General features: G+C 71.8%; 14 protein-coding genes. 9 read left to right on the top strand and 5 right to left on the bottom strand.

Features of this window, described 5'->3' with window-relative positions:
- Positions 1 to 84 precede the first annotated feature (84 nt).
- From IGS69_RS23850 to IGS69_RS23810, 9 genes are all read left to right on the top strand, one after another.
- The gene (locus IGS69_RS23850; RefSeq protein WP_190902562.1) at positions 85 to 687 is read left to right on the top strand and encodes an SH3 domain-containing protein; all 603 of its coding nucleotides are present in this window, start codon (positions 85 to 87) and stop codon (positions 685 to 687) included.
- 52 nt (positions 688 to 739) lie between these two features.
- Positions 740 to 2,104: an FtsW/RodA/SpoVE family cell cycle protein gene (locus IGS69_RS23845; RefSeq protein WP_190902561.1), complete on the top strand. Its 1,365-nt coding sequence runs from the start codon at positions 740 to 742 to the stop codon at positions 2,102 to 2,104.
- Positions 2,101 to 3,576, top strand: coding sequence for a penicillin-binding transpeptidase domain-containing protein (locus IGS69_RS23840; RefSeq protein ID WP_190902560.1), 1,476 nt, complete (start codon positions 2,101 to 2,103; stop codon positions 3,574 to 3,576). Before IGS69_RS23845 ends, IGS69_RS23840 begins: the two co-directional genes overlap by 4 nt.
- A 72-nt stretch (positions 3,577 to 3,648) precedes the next feature.
- Complete coding sequence (locus IGS69_RS23835) at positions 3,649 to 4,152, top strand: DUF3291 domain-containing protein (protein WP_190902559.1); 504 nt, start codon at positions 3,649 to 3,651, stop codon at positions 4,150 to 4,152.
- Between the two features lie 163 nt (positions 4,153 to 4,315).
- On the top strand, positions 4,316 to 5,254 hold the full coding sequence (locus IGS69_RS23830; protein WP_190902558.1) for an AurF N-oxygenase family protein: 939 nt from the start codon (positions 4,316 to 4,318) through the stop codon (positions 5,252 to 5,254).
- Positions 5,255 to 5,343: 89 nt separating this feature from the next.
- Positions 5,344 to 6,339: a hypothetical protein gene (locus IGS69_RS23825; RefSeq protein ID WP_190902557.1), complete on the top strand. Its 996-nt coding sequence runs from the start codon at positions 5,344 to 5,346 to the stop codon at positions 6,337 to 6,339.
- 109 nt (positions 6,340 to 6,448) lie between these two features.
- The gene (locus IGS69_RS23820) at positions 6,449 to 7,102 is read left to right on the top strand and encodes a TetR/AcrR family transcriptional regulator (RefSeq protein ID WP_190902556.1); all 654 of its coding nucleotides are present in this window, start codon (positions 6,449 to 6,451) and stop codon (positions 7,100 to 7,102) included.
- Between the two features lie 10 nt (positions 7,103 to 7,112).
- The gene (locus tag IGS69_RS23815; protein ID WP_190902555.1) at positions 7,113 to 7,412 is read left to right on the top strand and encodes a hypothetical protein; all 300 of its coding nucleotides are present in this window, start codon (positions 7,113 to 7,115) and stop codon (positions 7,410 to 7,412) included.
- Positions 7,413 to 7,518: 106 nt separating this feature from the next.
- Positions 7,519 to 8,811 (top strand): C40 family peptidase, encoded by a 1,293-nt coding sequence (locus IGS69_RS23810; protein ID WP_190902554.1) that lies wholly within the window; start codon positions 7,519 to 7,521, stop codon positions 8,809 to 8,811.
- Between the two features lie 22 nt (positions 8,812 to 8,833).
- Here IGS69_RS23810 and IGS69_RS23805 read toward each other — a convergent pair whose 3' ends face one another.
- From IGS69_RS23805 to IGS69_RS23785, 5 genes are read right to left on the bottom strand one after another with little or no spacing between them, the layout of a single operon-like run.
- On the bottom strand, positions 8,834 to 10,096 hold the full coding sequence (locus tag IGS69_RS23805) for a styrene monooxygenase/indole monooxygenase family protein (protein WP_190902553.1): 1,263 nt from the start codon (positions 10,094 to 10,096) through the stop codon (positions 8,834 to 8,836).
- Between the two features lie 12 nt (positions 10,097 to 10,108).
- On the bottom strand, positions 10,109 to 10,756 hold the full coding sequence (locus IGS69_RS23800; protein WP_190902552.1) for a GTP-binding protein: 648 nt from the start codon (positions 10,754 to 10,756) through the stop codon (positions 10,109 to 10,111).
- Positions 10,737 to 11,159 carry a DUF742 domain-containing protein gene (locus IGS69_RS23795; RefSeq protein WP_190902551.1) on the bottom strand — a complete coding sequence of 141 codons (423 nt, stop codon included), beginning with the start codon at positions 11,157 to 11,159 and terminating at the stop codon, positions 10,737 to 10,739. The genes IGS69_RS23800 and IGS69_RS23795 overlap by 20 nt, the downstream gene beginning before the upstream one ends.
- Entirely contained in the window at positions 11,156 to 11,680 is a 525-nt protein-coding gene (locus IGS69_RS23790) for a roadblock/LC7 domain-containing protein (RefSeq protein WP_190902550.1), read from the bottom strand. The genes IGS69_RS23795 and IGS69_RS23790 overlap by 4 nt, the downstream gene beginning before the upstream one ends.
- Positions 11,677 to 14,886 (bottom strand): nitrate- and nitrite sensing domain-containing protein, encoded by a 3,210-nt coding sequence (locus IGS69_RS23785; protein ID WP_190902549.1) that lies wholly within the window; start codon positions 14,884 to 14,886, stop codon positions 11,677 to 11,679. Before IGS69_RS23785 ends, IGS69_RS23790 begins: the two co-directional genes overlap by 4 nt.
- Between the last annotated feature and the right edge of the window lie 281 nt (positions 14,887 to 15,167).

Below are 15,167 nucleotides of genomic sequence, written 5' to 3'. Positions count from 1 at the left end.
GCGTGAAGGGCGGCACCCTCCGGGCGCTCCTAATGTGGCGATTAGTCAGCTTCGGCACCTTCGCCCCACATGGAGGTAACCCCCATGTCCCTGCGCACCCGTCTCTCCATAGCCACCGTCGCCGGGCTCCTCGCCGCAGCGGCCGCCATCACGCCCGCCGCCGCCACCACGTACGACGACTGGGACCCGAGCGGGGGCAACGGAAACAGCAACGGCAACAGCAACGGCAACAACTGGCAGGACCCGAGCGGCGGCAACGGCAACGGCAACCAAGGCCAGAGCGGCTGGAACGGCGGCTCCGGAGGCAACGGCGGAGGCAACGGAAACGGCAACGGCGGAGGCAACGGAAACGGCAACGGCGGAGGCAACGGCGGAGGCAACGGCGGCAACGGCGGCAACGGCAACCAGAACTCGAACAGCTGGAACAGCGGCAACCACAGCCACGACAACCAGGGCCCCTACCGCGGCGTCGTCACCGCGAACACCCTGGCGCTGCGCAGCGCCCCGAACCGCGGTTCGCAGATCATCCGGTACGCCCACCGGGGCGACATCGTCAACATCTTCTGCAAGACGGGCGGCGAGACCGTACAGGGCAATCCGCTCTGGTACCTGCTGACGGACGGCACCTGGGCCTGGGGCGCGGCCCGGTACATCGACAACATCGGCCCCGCCCCACGCTGGTGCTGACACTCCGTCACCCAGAGGCACACAAGACGGACGGTTTGGGTAGGTTCCGGACATGAGCAAGGCCGGAATCACCGTGGCGACGGCAGACCCGCCCGCGCCCGCCGTCCGCCGCCTCCCCCGGCGCCGGGGCATCGAACTCGCCCTCATCGTGCTGGCCGTCCTGCTGTCGGTGTACGGCTACTGCGCCGTGGGCCTCGCCCGGCACGGGGCGCTGCCGCCCGGCGCCGCCGGCTACGGCGCCGGCCTCGGCGTCCTGGCGCTGCTGGCCCATCTGGCGGTACGCCTGCGGGCCCCGTACGCCGACCCCCTGCTCCTGCCGATCGGGGTGCTGCTGAACGGGCTGGGGCTGGTGCTGATCTACCGGCTGGATCTGGAGACCCCGGGCGACCGGGCGGCACCGGCCCAGCTGGTGTGGTCGACGCTGGGCGTGGCGCTGTTCATCCTGGTCGTCCTGCTGCTGCGCGACCACCGGGTGCTCCAGCGCTACACGTACGTGTGCGTGGTCGCGGCGCTGATCCTGCTCACGCTGCCGATCCTGTTCCCAGCGGTGAACGGGGCCCGCCTCTGGATCCGGATCGCCGGGTTCTCCATCCAGCCGGGCGAGTTCGCGAAGGTGCTGCTGGCGGTGTTCTTCGCCGCGTACCTGGCGGCGAACCGCAACGCCCTCGCCTACACGGGCCGCCGCATCTGGAAGCTCCAGCTCCCCACCGGGCGGGTCCTCGGCCCGATCGTCGCCGTCTGGTTGGTGAGCGTCGGCGTGCTGGTCCTGGAGCGCGACCTCGGCACGTCGCTGCTGTTCTTCGGCCTGTTCGTGGTCCTCCTCTACGTCGCCACCGGCCGCACCGGCTGGATCGCGGTCGGCCTGCTGCTGGCCGTGCTGGGCGCGGTCGCGGTCGGCCGGCTGGAGCCGCACGTGCACAGCAGGATCGAGACCTGGCTGGACCCCTTCGCCTCCATCGAGGCGGGCGAGGGCGCGAACCAGCTCGCCCAGTCGCTGTTCGCCTTCGCGGAGGGCGGCATGCTCGGCACGGGCCTGGGGCTCGGCCACTCCGTCCTCATCGGCTTCGCCGTGAAGTCGGACTTCATCCTGGCCACCGCGGGCGAGGAACTCGGCCTGGCCGGCATCGGCGCCGTCTTCCTCCTCTACGGCCTGCTGGTGGAGCGCGGCTTCCGCGCGGGCCTCGCGCAGCGCGAGCCGTTCGGCCGGCTGCTCGCGGTCGGCCTGGCCACGCTGGTGGCGCTCCAGGTGTTCGTGATCGCGGGCGGTGTGACCGGGCTGATCCCGCTGACCGGCATGGCGATGCCGTTCCTCGCGCAGGGCGGCTCGTCGGTGGTCACCAACTGGGCGATCGTGGCGCTGCTGGTGCGGGTGAGCGACTCGGCCCGGCGCAGCTACGACGGGCAGGACGCCCGGTGACCCGGCACATCCGGCACGCCGGGTACTTCTGCGCCCTGCTGCTGGTGGCCCTGCTGCTGAACGCCGCCCGCGTCCAGGTCGTCCAGGCGCCGTCGTACGACCGGAACCCGGGCAACCGGCGCCCCGACATCACCCGCTACGAGCAGCCCCGCGGGGACATCCTGGTCGGCGGGCGGCCCGTCACCGGCTCCCGTGACACCCGCGAGCACCTCCGCTACGAACGGACCTACACGGACGGCCCGATGTACGCCCCGGTCACCGGCTTCGCCTCCCAGCTGTACGGGACGACGCTCCTGGAGAACACCGAGGACGGCGTGCTGTCCGGCGCGGATCCGATGCTCGCGCCGTTCCCGCTGTGGAACGACTTCACGCGGGCGCGCAACGCCGGCGGAGACGTCGTCACGACACTCCACCCCGCCGCCCAGGAGGCCGCGTACCGGGGGCTCGCGGGCCACAAGGGCGCGGTGGCGGCGCTGGAGCCGTCGACCGGCCGGATCCTGGCCCTGGTGTCCGCCCCGTCCTACGACCCCCAGCCGCTGTCCGGCAACGGTTCGGCGGCGGCCCGGGCCTGGTCGCGGCTCACCGCCGACAAGGACCGCCCGATGCTCAACCGGGCGGTGCGGCAGACGTATCCGCCGGGCTCGACCTTCAAGGTCGTCACCGCGGCCGCCGCCCTGGACGCCGGTGTGGTCACCGACATCGAAGCGCCGACCGACACCCCCGACCCCTACCCGCTGCCCGGGACGCGCACCCGCCTGACGAACGCGTCGAAGGGCTGCGCGAACGCCTCCGTCCGGGAGGCCTTCACGTTCTCCTGCAACACGGTGTTCGCCAAGCTCGGCGTGGAGGTGGGGCTCGCGGACATGACGGCCACGGCGCACGCCTTCGGCTTCGGCAACGGGGAGCTGAGAGTCCCCTTCCCGGTGGCCCGGTCCACCTTCGACACCAGCCTCGACCAGGCGCAGCTGGCCCTGTCGTCGATCGGCCAGTACAACACCCGCGCCACACCGCTGCAGATGGCGATGGTCGCGGCGGCGGTGGCCAACGGCGGTCAGGTGCGGGACCCCTACCTGGTGGAGCGCACGACCCGGCCGGGCGGCAGCACCCTGGCGACGGCCGGCTCACGGGCGATCCGGCAGGCGATGTACCCGTCCACGGCCGTCCGGCTGCGGGCGATGATGCGGGACGTGGTCGAGAACGGCACCGGCCGCCACGCCGCAATCCGCGGCGCCAAGGTCGGCGGCAAGACCGGCACCGCCCAGCACGGCCTCGGCAACTCCGGTACGCCGTACGCCTGGTTCGTCTCCTGGGCGCAGGGCGATCGCGATCTGGCGCCGCGGGTGGCGGTCGCGGTCGTCGTGGAGGACGCGGAGACGGACCGCGGGCACATCAGCGGGGGCGGTGACGCGGCGCCGATCGCCCGGGCGGTGATGGAGGCGGTGCTGAAGTCCCCTGCGCAGCCGTCCGGTTGAGGCCCGCCACGACCGCCCGATTACTGAGACGGGGCTACCGGCATTCACGGCGCCCGACCTACCGTCCGGTTCATGACTGAGCCAGCGTACGAACTCGCCCAGGTCAATCTCGGCCGCCTCAAGGCCCCTTTGGACTCCCCGCAGTTGAAGGACTTCGTCGACAGCCTCGACCCGGTGAACGCGGACGCGGACGGGGCCGACGGTTTCGTCTGGCGCCTCCAGAGCGAGAGCGGCGACGCCACGGACGTGCCCGTCTTCGGCGACTCCTGGCTGATCATCAACATGTCGGTGTGGCGCGACAAGGACGCCCTGACCGCGTACATGTACCAGGGCCGGCACCGGGAGATGCTCGCCCGCCGGCGCAACTGGTTCGAACGCGTCCAGGAGGCCATGGTCGCCCTCTGGTGGGTCCCGGCGGGCCACCGCCCCTCGGTCGCCGAGGCGGAGTCCCGCGTGCTGCACGTGCGCACGCACGGCCCGACACCGTACGCCTTCACCCTGCGGACCTCGTTCCCGCCCCAGGGGGCGACACCGCTGCTCGGCGAGGTCCCGGAGGGCCTGGGCTGCGCCCCCTGACGACCACTTCGGTTCCATGGCGTACGGGTCGAAGGTCGGCGGACTCGCAGGCTCCTACGAGATAGACACCGGGTCAACAAGTGGTGCGCGGGGGATTGACGAGCTTGCTGACAGGCAGTCTCATAAGGGGGACAGTGACGTGTGCACAACGAGGTGGGCAGCCATGACGACCCTGACGGAAGCCGACGCGCTCGACGGCCTGCGCGATGCCCTCGGCCTGCTCAAGGACCGGGAGCAGGTGGCCCAGCGGCTGCTGGACTCCTCCGCCAAGCACTCCTTCGATCCGGACAAGGAGCTGGACTGGGACGCGCCCTTCGAGGAGGGCAAGTGGTTCTGGCCCCCGGAGCTGGTCTCGCTCTACGACACCCCGCTCTGGAAGCGCATGGGCGAGGAGCAGCGCATCCTGCTCTCCCAGCACGAGGCGGCGGCCCTGGCCTCCCTGGGCATCTGGTTCGAGATCATCCTTATGCAGCTGCTGGTCCGGCACATCTACGACAAGGCGGCGACGAGCGCGCATGTGCGCTACGCCCTCACGGAGATCGAGGACGAGTGCCGCCACTCCAAGATGTTCGCCCGCCTGATCTCCCACGGCGGCACTCCCTGGTACCCGGTCAGCCGCGCCCACCAGCACTTGGGCCGCCTGTTCAAGACCATCTCCACCACCCCCGGCTCCTTCACCGCCACCCTCCTCGGCGAGGAGGTCCTCGACTGGATGCAGCGCCTGACGTTCCCCGACGAGCGTGTCCAGACGCTGATCCGCGGCGTCACCCGCATCCACGTCGTGGAGGAGGCCCGCCACGTCCGCTACGCCCGTGAGGAACTCCGCCGCCAGATGGTGACGGCCCCCAAGTGGTCCCAGGAGTTCACCCGCATCACCTCCGGCGAGTTCGCCCGCGTCTTCTCGGTGGCCTTCGTGAACCCGGACGTCTACACCAACGTGGGCCTGGACAAGCGGGAGGCCCTCGCCCAGGTCCGCGCGAGCGGCCACCGCCGGGAGGTCATGCAGAACGGCTCCAAGCGGCTGACCGACTTCCTCGACGACATCGGCGTGCTCCGGGGCGTCGGACGCCGCCTGTGGAAGTCGTCCGGGCTGCTGGCGTAGAGACCCCGACTCCGTCATGTCCATGCAGGGTGACTACTGTCCTTCAGGACGCAGTCACCCTCCGTGGCCCTGAAGGAGATCAGCACCGCATGTCCCCCCACACCACCCGTCTCAAGACCGCCGCCATCGGTGCCACGACCGCCCTCGCGCTGACCGCGTGCGGCGGCGGCACCGGACCGGACGACGGCAAGGCAGCCGACGGCAAACCGCAGGGCGTGGTCAGCCAGGCGGAGGCCAAGAAGATCGCCGACCACTACGAGCAGGTCAACAACAAGGCCAACGCGACCCAGGACGAGAAGCTCTTGGCCACGGTCGAGGCCGGCCAGGTCTACGCCATGGACAAGGCCACCTACACCCTCGTCGAGACCTGGCCGTCCAAGGAGCAGAAGGCCTACGCCAAGCCCTTCTCCTACCGGGACCGCCAGTACCTGATCCCCGAGAAGGGCACCGCCACCTGGTTCGCCGTCCGGGCGACGTCCAGCGACGACAGTGAGAACAGCGTGCTGCTGGTCTTCGACAAGGTGGGCGGCACCCACAAGATGGTGCTCTCCCTGTGGGCCGACAGCGGCGAACCCCTCCCCGAGCCGGCCATCGACAAGCACGGCCTCGCCGAAGCCGCGAACCCCGGCACCAAGGTCGGCAAGTTCGCCCCCGCCGACATCGGCGCCGCCTACGAGGACCTCCTCCAGACCGGCGGCAAGAAGAAGGGCGCCGCCCTGACCTCCACCAAGCCGGTGGAGAACGCGAAGAAGACCTACCAGCGGAGCAGCAAGGAGGGCGCGGCCGACGGCATGGCCACGAAGATGTTCTTCGCCAACACCCCGGCCGACCCGAGCGTCTACGCCCTGCGGACGGCCGACGGCGGCGTCCTCGCCCTGTTCCCGGCCGCGCACAAGCAGGAATCCCTGCTCAAGGAGCCCTACCGCTCCAGCGCGGCCCTCGTGCCCAGCAAGGAGCAGTCCGCGTTCGGCGCCACCAGGGGCCCCCTGATCACCGACAGGTTCGAGGGCCAGGGCCTGGCCGAACTGACCCCGAAGGCCACCCGGATCACGGCCGTCGACTTCCAGCACGTGGACGCGCGCTAGGCGCACCCGCGTACGGCGCGGCCCCGACCCACCACCCGCCGGTCAGGCGAAGGGCGCGCACCCCGGCCACCGCTACGCAGCCCCCGGCCCCCCGATTACGCTGCGAGTCATGACACCAGCCGCCCCCACCCCCGCCTACCGGCGACTCAGCGTCGAGGAACGCCGCAGTCAGCTGCTCACCTCCGCGCTGAACCTCTTCGCCCACCGCGCCCCCGAGGAGGTGTCCCTCGACGACGTGGCGGAGGCGGCCGGGGTCTCGCGTCCCCTGGTGTACCGGTATTTCCCCGGCGGCAAGCAACAGCTCTACGAGGCCGCCCTGCGCTCCGCCGCCGACGAGCTCCAGCACTGCTTCGACGAACCCCGCGAGGGCCCCCTCCTCCCCCGTCTGTCCCGCGCCCTCGACCGCTACCTCGCCTTCGTCGACGAGCACGACACCGGCTTCAGCGCCCTCCTCCAGGGCGGCAGCGTCGTGGAGACGTCACGCACCACCGCCATCGTCGACGGAGTCCGCCGCGTCGCCGCCGAGCACATCCTCAGCCACCTGGGCGTCACCGGCCCCGGCCCGCGCCTGCGCATGACCATCCGCATGTGGATCACCGCCGTCGAGGCGTCGTCGCTCATCTGGCTCGACGAGGACAAGCAGCCGCCCGCCGAGGAGCTCCGCGACTGGCTCGTCGAGCAGTTCGTGGCGATGCTGACGGTGACCGCCCGCCGCGACCCGCAGACCGACGCCCTGGTCCTGGCGCTCGCCGAGGATGTCTGACACTGATCCCGTGAGAAGCGAAGACACCCCCTTCGAGGGCGGCCCCATGGACGGCAGGGTCCTGCCCGTCCTCCTCGGCATCACCGGCCACCCGCCCAGGACGTACCGCATCCCCGTCCCGGACCCCGACGGCGGACCGGACACCGTGCTCGTCTACCTCCGCGTCCCGCGGGGCCCGGGCAAGGTCGGCCTGTCCAACCGCTGGAAGTACACGTACGCACCGGAGGGCGTCCCGCCCCGCCGGCTCAACTGGCCGTGGTCAAAGCCAGACGCCACGCCGCCGGGCAAGCCGGACGACGCCGACGGGTGACCCCGTTGCGCCGAACCGCGCACACCCGCCGCGCGCACTGCCCGCACCCGCCTGATCCTCACGTTGTCCGGCGGCACCACGCCGCCCCCGCAACGGAGGTGATGGCATGTCAGGAAAGCTTCTGCGTCTGGTCTGCATCGCGGCGACGGCGGCCGGAACCGTCCTGGCACCGGTCCCGGCCGGGGCAGTCCCCGAGCCGGACACGGAACAGCACGAGAGGGAAGAGGGCGACAGCGAAGAGCGCGACATCGCCGACCTCCTGACGGATCTTCAGAAGCTGTACAGAAAGGCCGAGGAGGCCACCGAGGCCTACAACGGCACCGAGGAGAAGCTCGAGAAGCAGCGCGCCGAGACCGAGCGCCTGGACCGCGCCCAGGCCCGCGCCCGGCTTTCCCTGCACGACAGCCGGGGCGCGGCCGGCCGGCTGGCCCGGCAGCAGTACCAGAGCAGCACCGACATCTCCCCGTACGTACGTCTGCTCCTGGCCCGCGACCCGCAGCACGCGATCGAGCAGGGCCATGTGATCGGCCGGCTCGCCCGGGAGCGGGCCGACGCCGTCGGCCGGCTGACCGGCAACGAACGCAAGGCCCAGGAACTGGCCCGCAAGGCCCGCGCGGCCCTCGACCGGCAGCTCGCGCTCACCGAGCGGCGCAAGAAGGAGCGGGACGAGGTTCGCGCCCGCCTCCACGAGGTAGAGGAACTGCTCGCCTCCCTGAGCAGCGAGCAGCTCACCGACCTGGCCGAGTTCGAGCGGAAGGGCATCGCGAAGGCGCAGAAGGAGTTCATGGCGTCGGGCGCCCTGGCCATCGAAGACGAAGCCGCCGAATCCGACGAAGCCACGACAGACGAGGCCGACGAAGACACAACAGACGAAGCCACCGAGGACAACGGCAAGAACAGGGGCGGCCACGGAAGCACCACCACCCGCACCACCACCGCCCGCACCACCACCCCCTCCGCCGAAGGCCGCCGCGCCGTGCGCTACGCCGTGCGGCAACTCGGCAAGCCGTACGAGTGGGGCGCGGAGGGCCCGAAGACGTACGACTGCTCGGGCCTGACCTCGCAGGCCTGGGCCGAGGCCGGCACTCCCATCCCCCGGACCAGCCAGGAGCAGTGGAAGCGGCTGAAGCGGATCCCGCTGGACGAGCTGCGCCCGGGCGACCTGGTCGTGTACTTCCCGAAGGCCACGCACGTGGCGCTGTACCTCGGGGACGGCATGGTCGTCCAGGCCCCCCGGCCGGGCGCGAAGGTGAAGGTGTCACCGATCGCGGCCAACCCGGTCCTGGGCGCCGTACGACCGGACCCGGGCGGGGAGCCCCTGCGGCGTTACAAGCCGCCGAAGCTCCCCGAGGGCGCCAAGGACGGGTCGGACGAGGGCTACGAGGGACGAGAGGACTAGGGCCTGTCGTTTGGATCAGGCCCTAGGCGGCGTCCGCGCCGGACACCTCGGCCAGGTAGGCCCCCGTCTTTTCCGGGTCGTAGAAGAAGTTCTCGAAGTCGGACGGGTCGTTGAAGCCGTTGGCGAAGCGGTCGGCGACCGGCTGGAGCTCACCGGCGGCGCCGATGAGGTTCAGGATGTGCTCCGGCGGCGGCGCGAGCATCGCGTTGGTCCACTTGGTGACGTGCTGGGCGGTGTTCCAGTAGCGGTCGAAGGTGGCCCGCATCCACTCCTCGTCGAACGGCTTGTCGCCGTGCTCGGTGATCGAGGCGAGGTAGGCGGCGGCGCACTTGGACGCCGAGTTGGAGCCCTGCCCGGTGATCGGGTCGTTCGCGACGACGACGTCCGCGACGCCGAGCACGAGTCCGCCGCCGGGGAGGCGGCCGACCGGGTTGCGGACGGTGGGGGCGTAGCGGCCGGCCAGCGTACCGCCGGCGTCGGTCAGTTCGACCTTGGTGGCCCGCGCGTACTCCCAGGGGACGTACCGCTCCAGGAGTTCCAGGGTCAGGGAGAGGTGCTCCGCGGGGTCCTTGACGCCGCTGAAGGCGTCGAGCGGGCCGCCGGGTATGCCCTCCCAGAACAGGATGTCGGCGCGGCCGGAGGTGGTCAGGGTCGGCATGACGAACAGCTCGCCGACACCGGGCACGAGGTTGCAGCGGACCGCTTCGGTGCCGGGGTGTTCCGGACGCGGGCCCATGCCGTGGACGTACGCAACGGCCAGCGCGCGCTGCGGCTCGCTGTACGGGGAGCGCTCCGCGTCGCGGCCGAACATCTGGACCAGTTCGCCCTTGCCGGCCGCGACGAGCACCAGGTCGTAGGTGCGGGAGAAGTAGTCGAGGTCGCCGACGGCCGCGCCGTGGATGACGAGCTGCCCGCCGCGCTGGGCGAACGTCTCCATCCAGCCGGCCATCTTCACGCGCTGGTCGACGGACTGCGCGAAGCCGTCGAGCCTGCCCAGCCAGTCGATGGCGCGGGCGGAGGGGCCTTCGGCCCAGGAGCCGGGGGCGGCGACCGAGATGCCGAGTCCTTCGATCTTCGGGGCCTGGGACTCCCAGAAGTTCAGCTGGAGATCGCGCTCGTGCTGCAGGGCCGTGTGGAACATGCACTGCGTCGACATGACCCGGCCGGTGCGGATCTCGTCCGCCGTCCGGTTGGACATCAAGGTGACCTCGTACCCCTGTGACTGGAGGCCGAGGGCGATCTGGAGCCCGGACTGACCGGCTCCGACGACGAGTATCTTCCGCATGCGGGCTGTCCTCTACTCGGGGGTTTCGTCGAGCGCGTGGCCCACGAGGGCCAGGAGGGTCTCGATCACGGAGATCCGGCGACGCGCGTCCATGATCATGACAGGTATGTGTTGCGGGATGGTCAAGGCCTCCCGCACATCCTCCGGCTCGAACAGCTCGCTGCCGTCGAAGTGGTTGACGGCGACCACGTACGGCAGTCCGGAACTCTCGAAGTAGTCCAGGACCGGGAAGCAGTCCTTCAGGCGGCGGGTGTCGGCGAGGACGACGGCGCCGATCGCGCCGCGCACGATGTCGTCCCACATGAACCAGAACCGCTGCTGGCCCGGAGTGCCGAACAGGTAGAGCACCAGGTCGTCGTCGAGCGTGAGGCGCCCGAAGTCCATGGCCACGGTGGTGGTGGTCTTGCCCGGCGTGGAGGTGAGGTCGTCGGTCGCCTCACTCGCCTCGGTCATCAGCGCCTCGGTCTGCAGGGGCGTGATCTCCGAGACGGAGGTGACCAGCGTGGTCTTGCCCACGCCGAAGCCGCCCGCCACCACGATCTTCGTGGCTATGGGGGCCCGGGTGCGGTCCGTCTCCCAGGCGTGCATGCCGTCGTCCGGCCGGACGAGCGGGGAGGAACCAGAGACGCCGTGAGCGGCGTCAGAGACGACGGAGTCCACTCAGCACCCTTTCCAGCAGAGCCCGGTCCGGGCGGCCCGTGCCATGGCCGGTGCCCGTTCCGTACACACGGATTTTTCCTTGGTCCGCGAGGTCGCTCAGGAGCACGCGGACCACACCGAGCGGCATCTTCAGCAGCGCGGCGATCTCGGCCACCGTACGCATCCGGCGGCACAGTTCGACGATGGCCCTCAGCTCCGGCATGACGCGGGTGGAGAGGTGGCCGTTCGTCAGTTCCTTGCGCTCCTCCGGGGCTTCGAGCGCGGCCGTACTCGCCACGAACGTCTCCACGAGGAGGACGTGGCCGAAGCGGGTACGGCCGCCGGTGAGCGAGTAGGGGCGGACCCGGGCGGGTTTGCGGTCCCCGCCGCGGACCGGGAGGTGATGCTTCGGCGTGCTGCTCATCGGGCACTCCCCGTCGTCTGGGAATCCTCCAGGGATTTTCGGAGCTCGCTGCGGAGTTCCGGCGTCAGGACGTGACCGGCGCGGCCGACGAACAGGGCCATGTGGTACGCCACCACGCTCATGTCGCAGTCCGCGGAGCCGTGGACGCCGAGCAGCGAGCCGTCGCTGATCGACATCACGAACAGGCTGCCCTCGTCCATGGCGATCATCGTGTGCCGGACCCCGCCGAAGTCCATCAGCTTGGCGGCGCCGACGGTGAGGCTGCCGATGCCGGAGACGATGGTGGCCAGGTCGGCTGCGGAGCCGCGCGGGCCGGCGCGCCGGGTCCCGCTGGCCTGAAGGGCCTCCCTCGCCTGCTTGTTGCGCTGGTCGTCGGAGGAGAGCAGGAGCAGTCCGTCGGACGAGACGACCGCGACCGAAAGGATGCCGGGGACCTCCTCGACGAGGTTGGTCAACAGCCAGTGCAGGTTGCGGGCCTCACTGCTCAGTCCGATCAGTCCGAAGGTACTGGGAGCGGTCAACTGCTTGCCTCCTCGACTGTGCCCCCCGTGGCTTCTTCGGGTTCAGCTGGTCCTGCTGCGCCGGTGGCCGGCCGCTGGTGCGAGGCCGTCCTCTCGGCGATCTCCGCCTCCACCTCGCGGTAGCCGGCCTGTGCGCCCTGGCGGAACCCGCCGAGTCGGCGGCGCAGGGCGTCGGCGTCGACCGAGCCGCTGCGCTGGCGCGGGGCGGTGCTCGGTGCGGTGATCTTCGGAGTGCGCTTGGGGAGGCCCTTGTCGGTGACTCGGTCCTCCTCCTCGTCGGGCGCCCGCTCGTGCTCGCGGTTCTCGCCCTCGCCCGCGTCCGGGCCCCCCGTACGGGTCAGGTCTCCGTCACCGGACACCCCGTGCGGCCCGGCCTCGGAGCGCGCGGCGTCGACCGCAGCCGCATCCGGGCCCCCCGGCTGCGCCGGAATCCACAGCTCCATGGTGGTCTCCGCGGGGGACTCCACGGAGGCTGCGTGCGCCGCGTGGCCGGCGGAGGCATCGGGGCCGACGGGCGCGGCGGGTGCGGCGGGCACCGCCGGGGCGGCGTGCGTCGCCGGGTCGGCGGAGGCGTCCGGGTCGGGGTGCGCGGCCGGCCTCGTAGGCGCGGCCGGATCGGCGTGCGCCGCCGGACCAGCAGGCGTCGCCGGGTCGGTGTCAGCGGGCCCGACCGAGCCGGCGTGCGCCGCCGGAGTAGCGGAGGCATCGATGTCGGCGGGCTCCGGCCGGGCGGCCAGGGCATCCCGGTCCGCGGGCAGCGCCGGAGCAACCTGTGCGGACCCGTCGGCGGGCGTCGCCGAGACGGCGTCTCCGACCGGGTCGGCAGACATCGCCGAGTCGGCGGGCGCAGGCCGTTCGGCCGACGCAGGCCGTTCGGCGGGCGTCGCCCCCGGGGCGGCAGGCGCTCCGGGGCCGGCAGGCGCTCCCGGATCGGCGTCGGTGGTGGCCGCCGCCTCGTCCTCCCGTGCCGCCACCGCCTTCTCCGCCAGGGCCACCAGCGGGTCGTCGCCGGTCGAGCGGCCGGGCAGGACGTTGGAGTTGGCCTCGGCGTCGGCGCCCGGGAAGGAGTAGGAGTGGCCCGCGCCGGCGAGGGGGCCGGAGGCCGGGACGGCGGCGGGCGGGGCGGCGGCGAACAGCGTCCGCGGCAGGACGACGACCGCCGCGACACCGCCCTGCTTCTGCTCGCGCAGCTGGACGCGCACACCGTGGCGGTGGGCGAGCCGGGCGACGACGTACAGGCCGAGGCCGAGACCGTCCTCGCCCTCCTGGTCGTAGGGCGCCTCCGGGTCGAAGTCCGTGAGGCGGGAGTTGAGGCGCCCCAGCCGGTCCTCGGTCATGCCGATGCCCTCGTCCTGGACGGAGAGCATGACCTCGCCGTTCTCCAGCAGCCAGCCGGAGATCTCGACGGGCAGGTCGGGCGGGGAGAACGAGGTGGCGTTCTCCATCAGTTCGGCCAGCAGGTGGGAGAGGTCGTCCGCGGCGAACCCGGCGATGTGCGCGTGCGGCGGCAGCGCGGCGATCCGGACCCTCTCGTACCGCTCGATCTCGCTGACCGCGGCACGGACGACGTCCACCAGCGGCACCGGCCCGGCGGCGTGCTGGACGTGCTCGGTACCTGCGAGGACCAGCAGGTTCTCGCTGTGCCGGCGCATGACCGTCGCGAAGTGGTCGAGCTTGAACAGCGTGGCGAGCCGGTCCGGGTCCTGCTCGCGCTCCTCCAGGCTCTCGATGACGGCCAGCTGCCGCTCGACGAGACCGAGGGTGCGCAGGGCGAGGTTGACGAACGTCCCGCCGATGGCCTTGCGCAGCCGCTCCAGCTGGGCGGCGGACTCGGCGAGTTCACCGCGCAGTTCCTGGCGCGCGTCGGCCATCTTCTGGCGCTGGCCGACCAGGTGCTTGCGGTCGGACTCCAGCGTGGTGATCCGCTCGGTGAGGGCGGCGGCGTGCGCGTGCAGGGCGTTGACGGAGCGGACGGCCTGGGCGAACTCGTCGTTGCGGCCGGTGAACTTCACCGGCTCCTCGGCCGCCGGGTCGTCGGCCTCGGCGAGCCGCTTGGATCCCAGGCGCAGCACCGCGAGCGGGCGGGTGAGGCTGCGGGCCATGCCCGTGGCGACGCCGACGGCGAGCAGCATGAGGGCGCCGAGGACGGCGATGCGGATCTCCAGCGCGGTGACGTCGTCGTCGCGCAGCGCCTCGAGGTCCTTGGTGCGCCGGTCGTAGAGGGCCGACTCCACGCCGCGCATCAGGTCGACGCGGGCGGACAGGGCCGCGTCCAGCTTCTTGGGGCTGGCGGCGAGATCGCTGCGGGAGAGCGTCGGCTGGTCGGTCAGGGTGGCGAGGTACTTGTCGGCGGAGTTGACCTCCGTGCCGGTGACCGTGGAGTCGAAGGAGGCGCGGGCCGGCTTGGGCGCGGTGCCGCGGAAGTCGGCGAGCGCCGCGTCGGAGCGCAGCCGGGCCTGCTGGGCGGCGGCGCTGAGGGCGTCGCGCTGCCGGGTGTCGGAGTCCGAGGAGGTGGAGGTCTCGGTCGGCAGGCCGGTGACGGGGTCGAGGACCGTCCCGGTGCTGCGCGGCACGCTGAGCGCGGCGAGCAGCAGCCCGCGGGCCGCGGCGGCCTGCTGGACGGCCGAGTCCAGTTCGGCCAGGGCGTATCCGCCCTCGCCCGCGCGCGGCGGCGTCTGCTGCGCCAACTGCTCGGCCAGCCCGTGGAGTTCGGTGATGGCGGTGGAGTACGCCTGGTGCGCTTCGAGGGCGCTGCTCTTGCCGGTGAGCGCCGCCCGGCGCACGGCCGCTATGCCGTCGAGGTCCGAGCGGAGCGAGGCGGGCGTGTCGGTGTCGGCCCTGAGCTCCTCGACCTGCCGGTCCACGCGGGCGCTGCGCTGCTCGGAGGGCGCCTTGGACTTGGGGCGCCCGGCCGCGATGTAGGAGGTGACGTCGTCACGCTCGTCGGCGAGGGAGTGCGCGAGGGCGAGGGCGTCCTGCGTCTGCTCCGCGAGCGTCACCAGTTCCTGGGAGTCGTGGAGTTGTCCGGAGGCCGCGAGGACGGACGGTGTGCCCGCACCGGCGATGGCCGCGGCGACGACGGCCACGGCCACGATCAGCCGATTCCGTACGTGCGTGGGTCGGCCCGTGCCGGTGGACGGCGTCGGCTCGGCGCCCTGAACGGGGGCCTTCTGCTTGCCTGTGCGACGAGGCCGCGTCTTCTGCACCGGTGCTCGCATTCCTGACTCGTGAACCCATGGGCCCGGGTGACGCTCCGTCAACTGTGGCGTACTCCCGGTACACTTCCCGACCCTCCCAGCGCCGGTGGGCAGCGCACGCGCATCACCTGACCCGCCACTCGAAGGAGTGAACCCCGGACGGGAGTTGAGGGGCAAGTTCCGCGGGCCTGTGCAGCGGCCTTGCGCGGCACGCCGGTTGGACGAGGGAGACGGCCGATGGCAGTATTCGCCACCACGCCTTCCCGGAACAAATCATTCCATCCCAAACC

This window comes from Streptomyces tuirus (assembly GCF_014701095.1).
GTDB lineage: Bacteria > Actinomycetota > Actinomycetes > Streptomycetales > Streptomycetaceae > Streptomyces > Streptomyces tuirus.
This window is presented reverse-complemented; position numbering and strand designations above follow the sequence as displayed.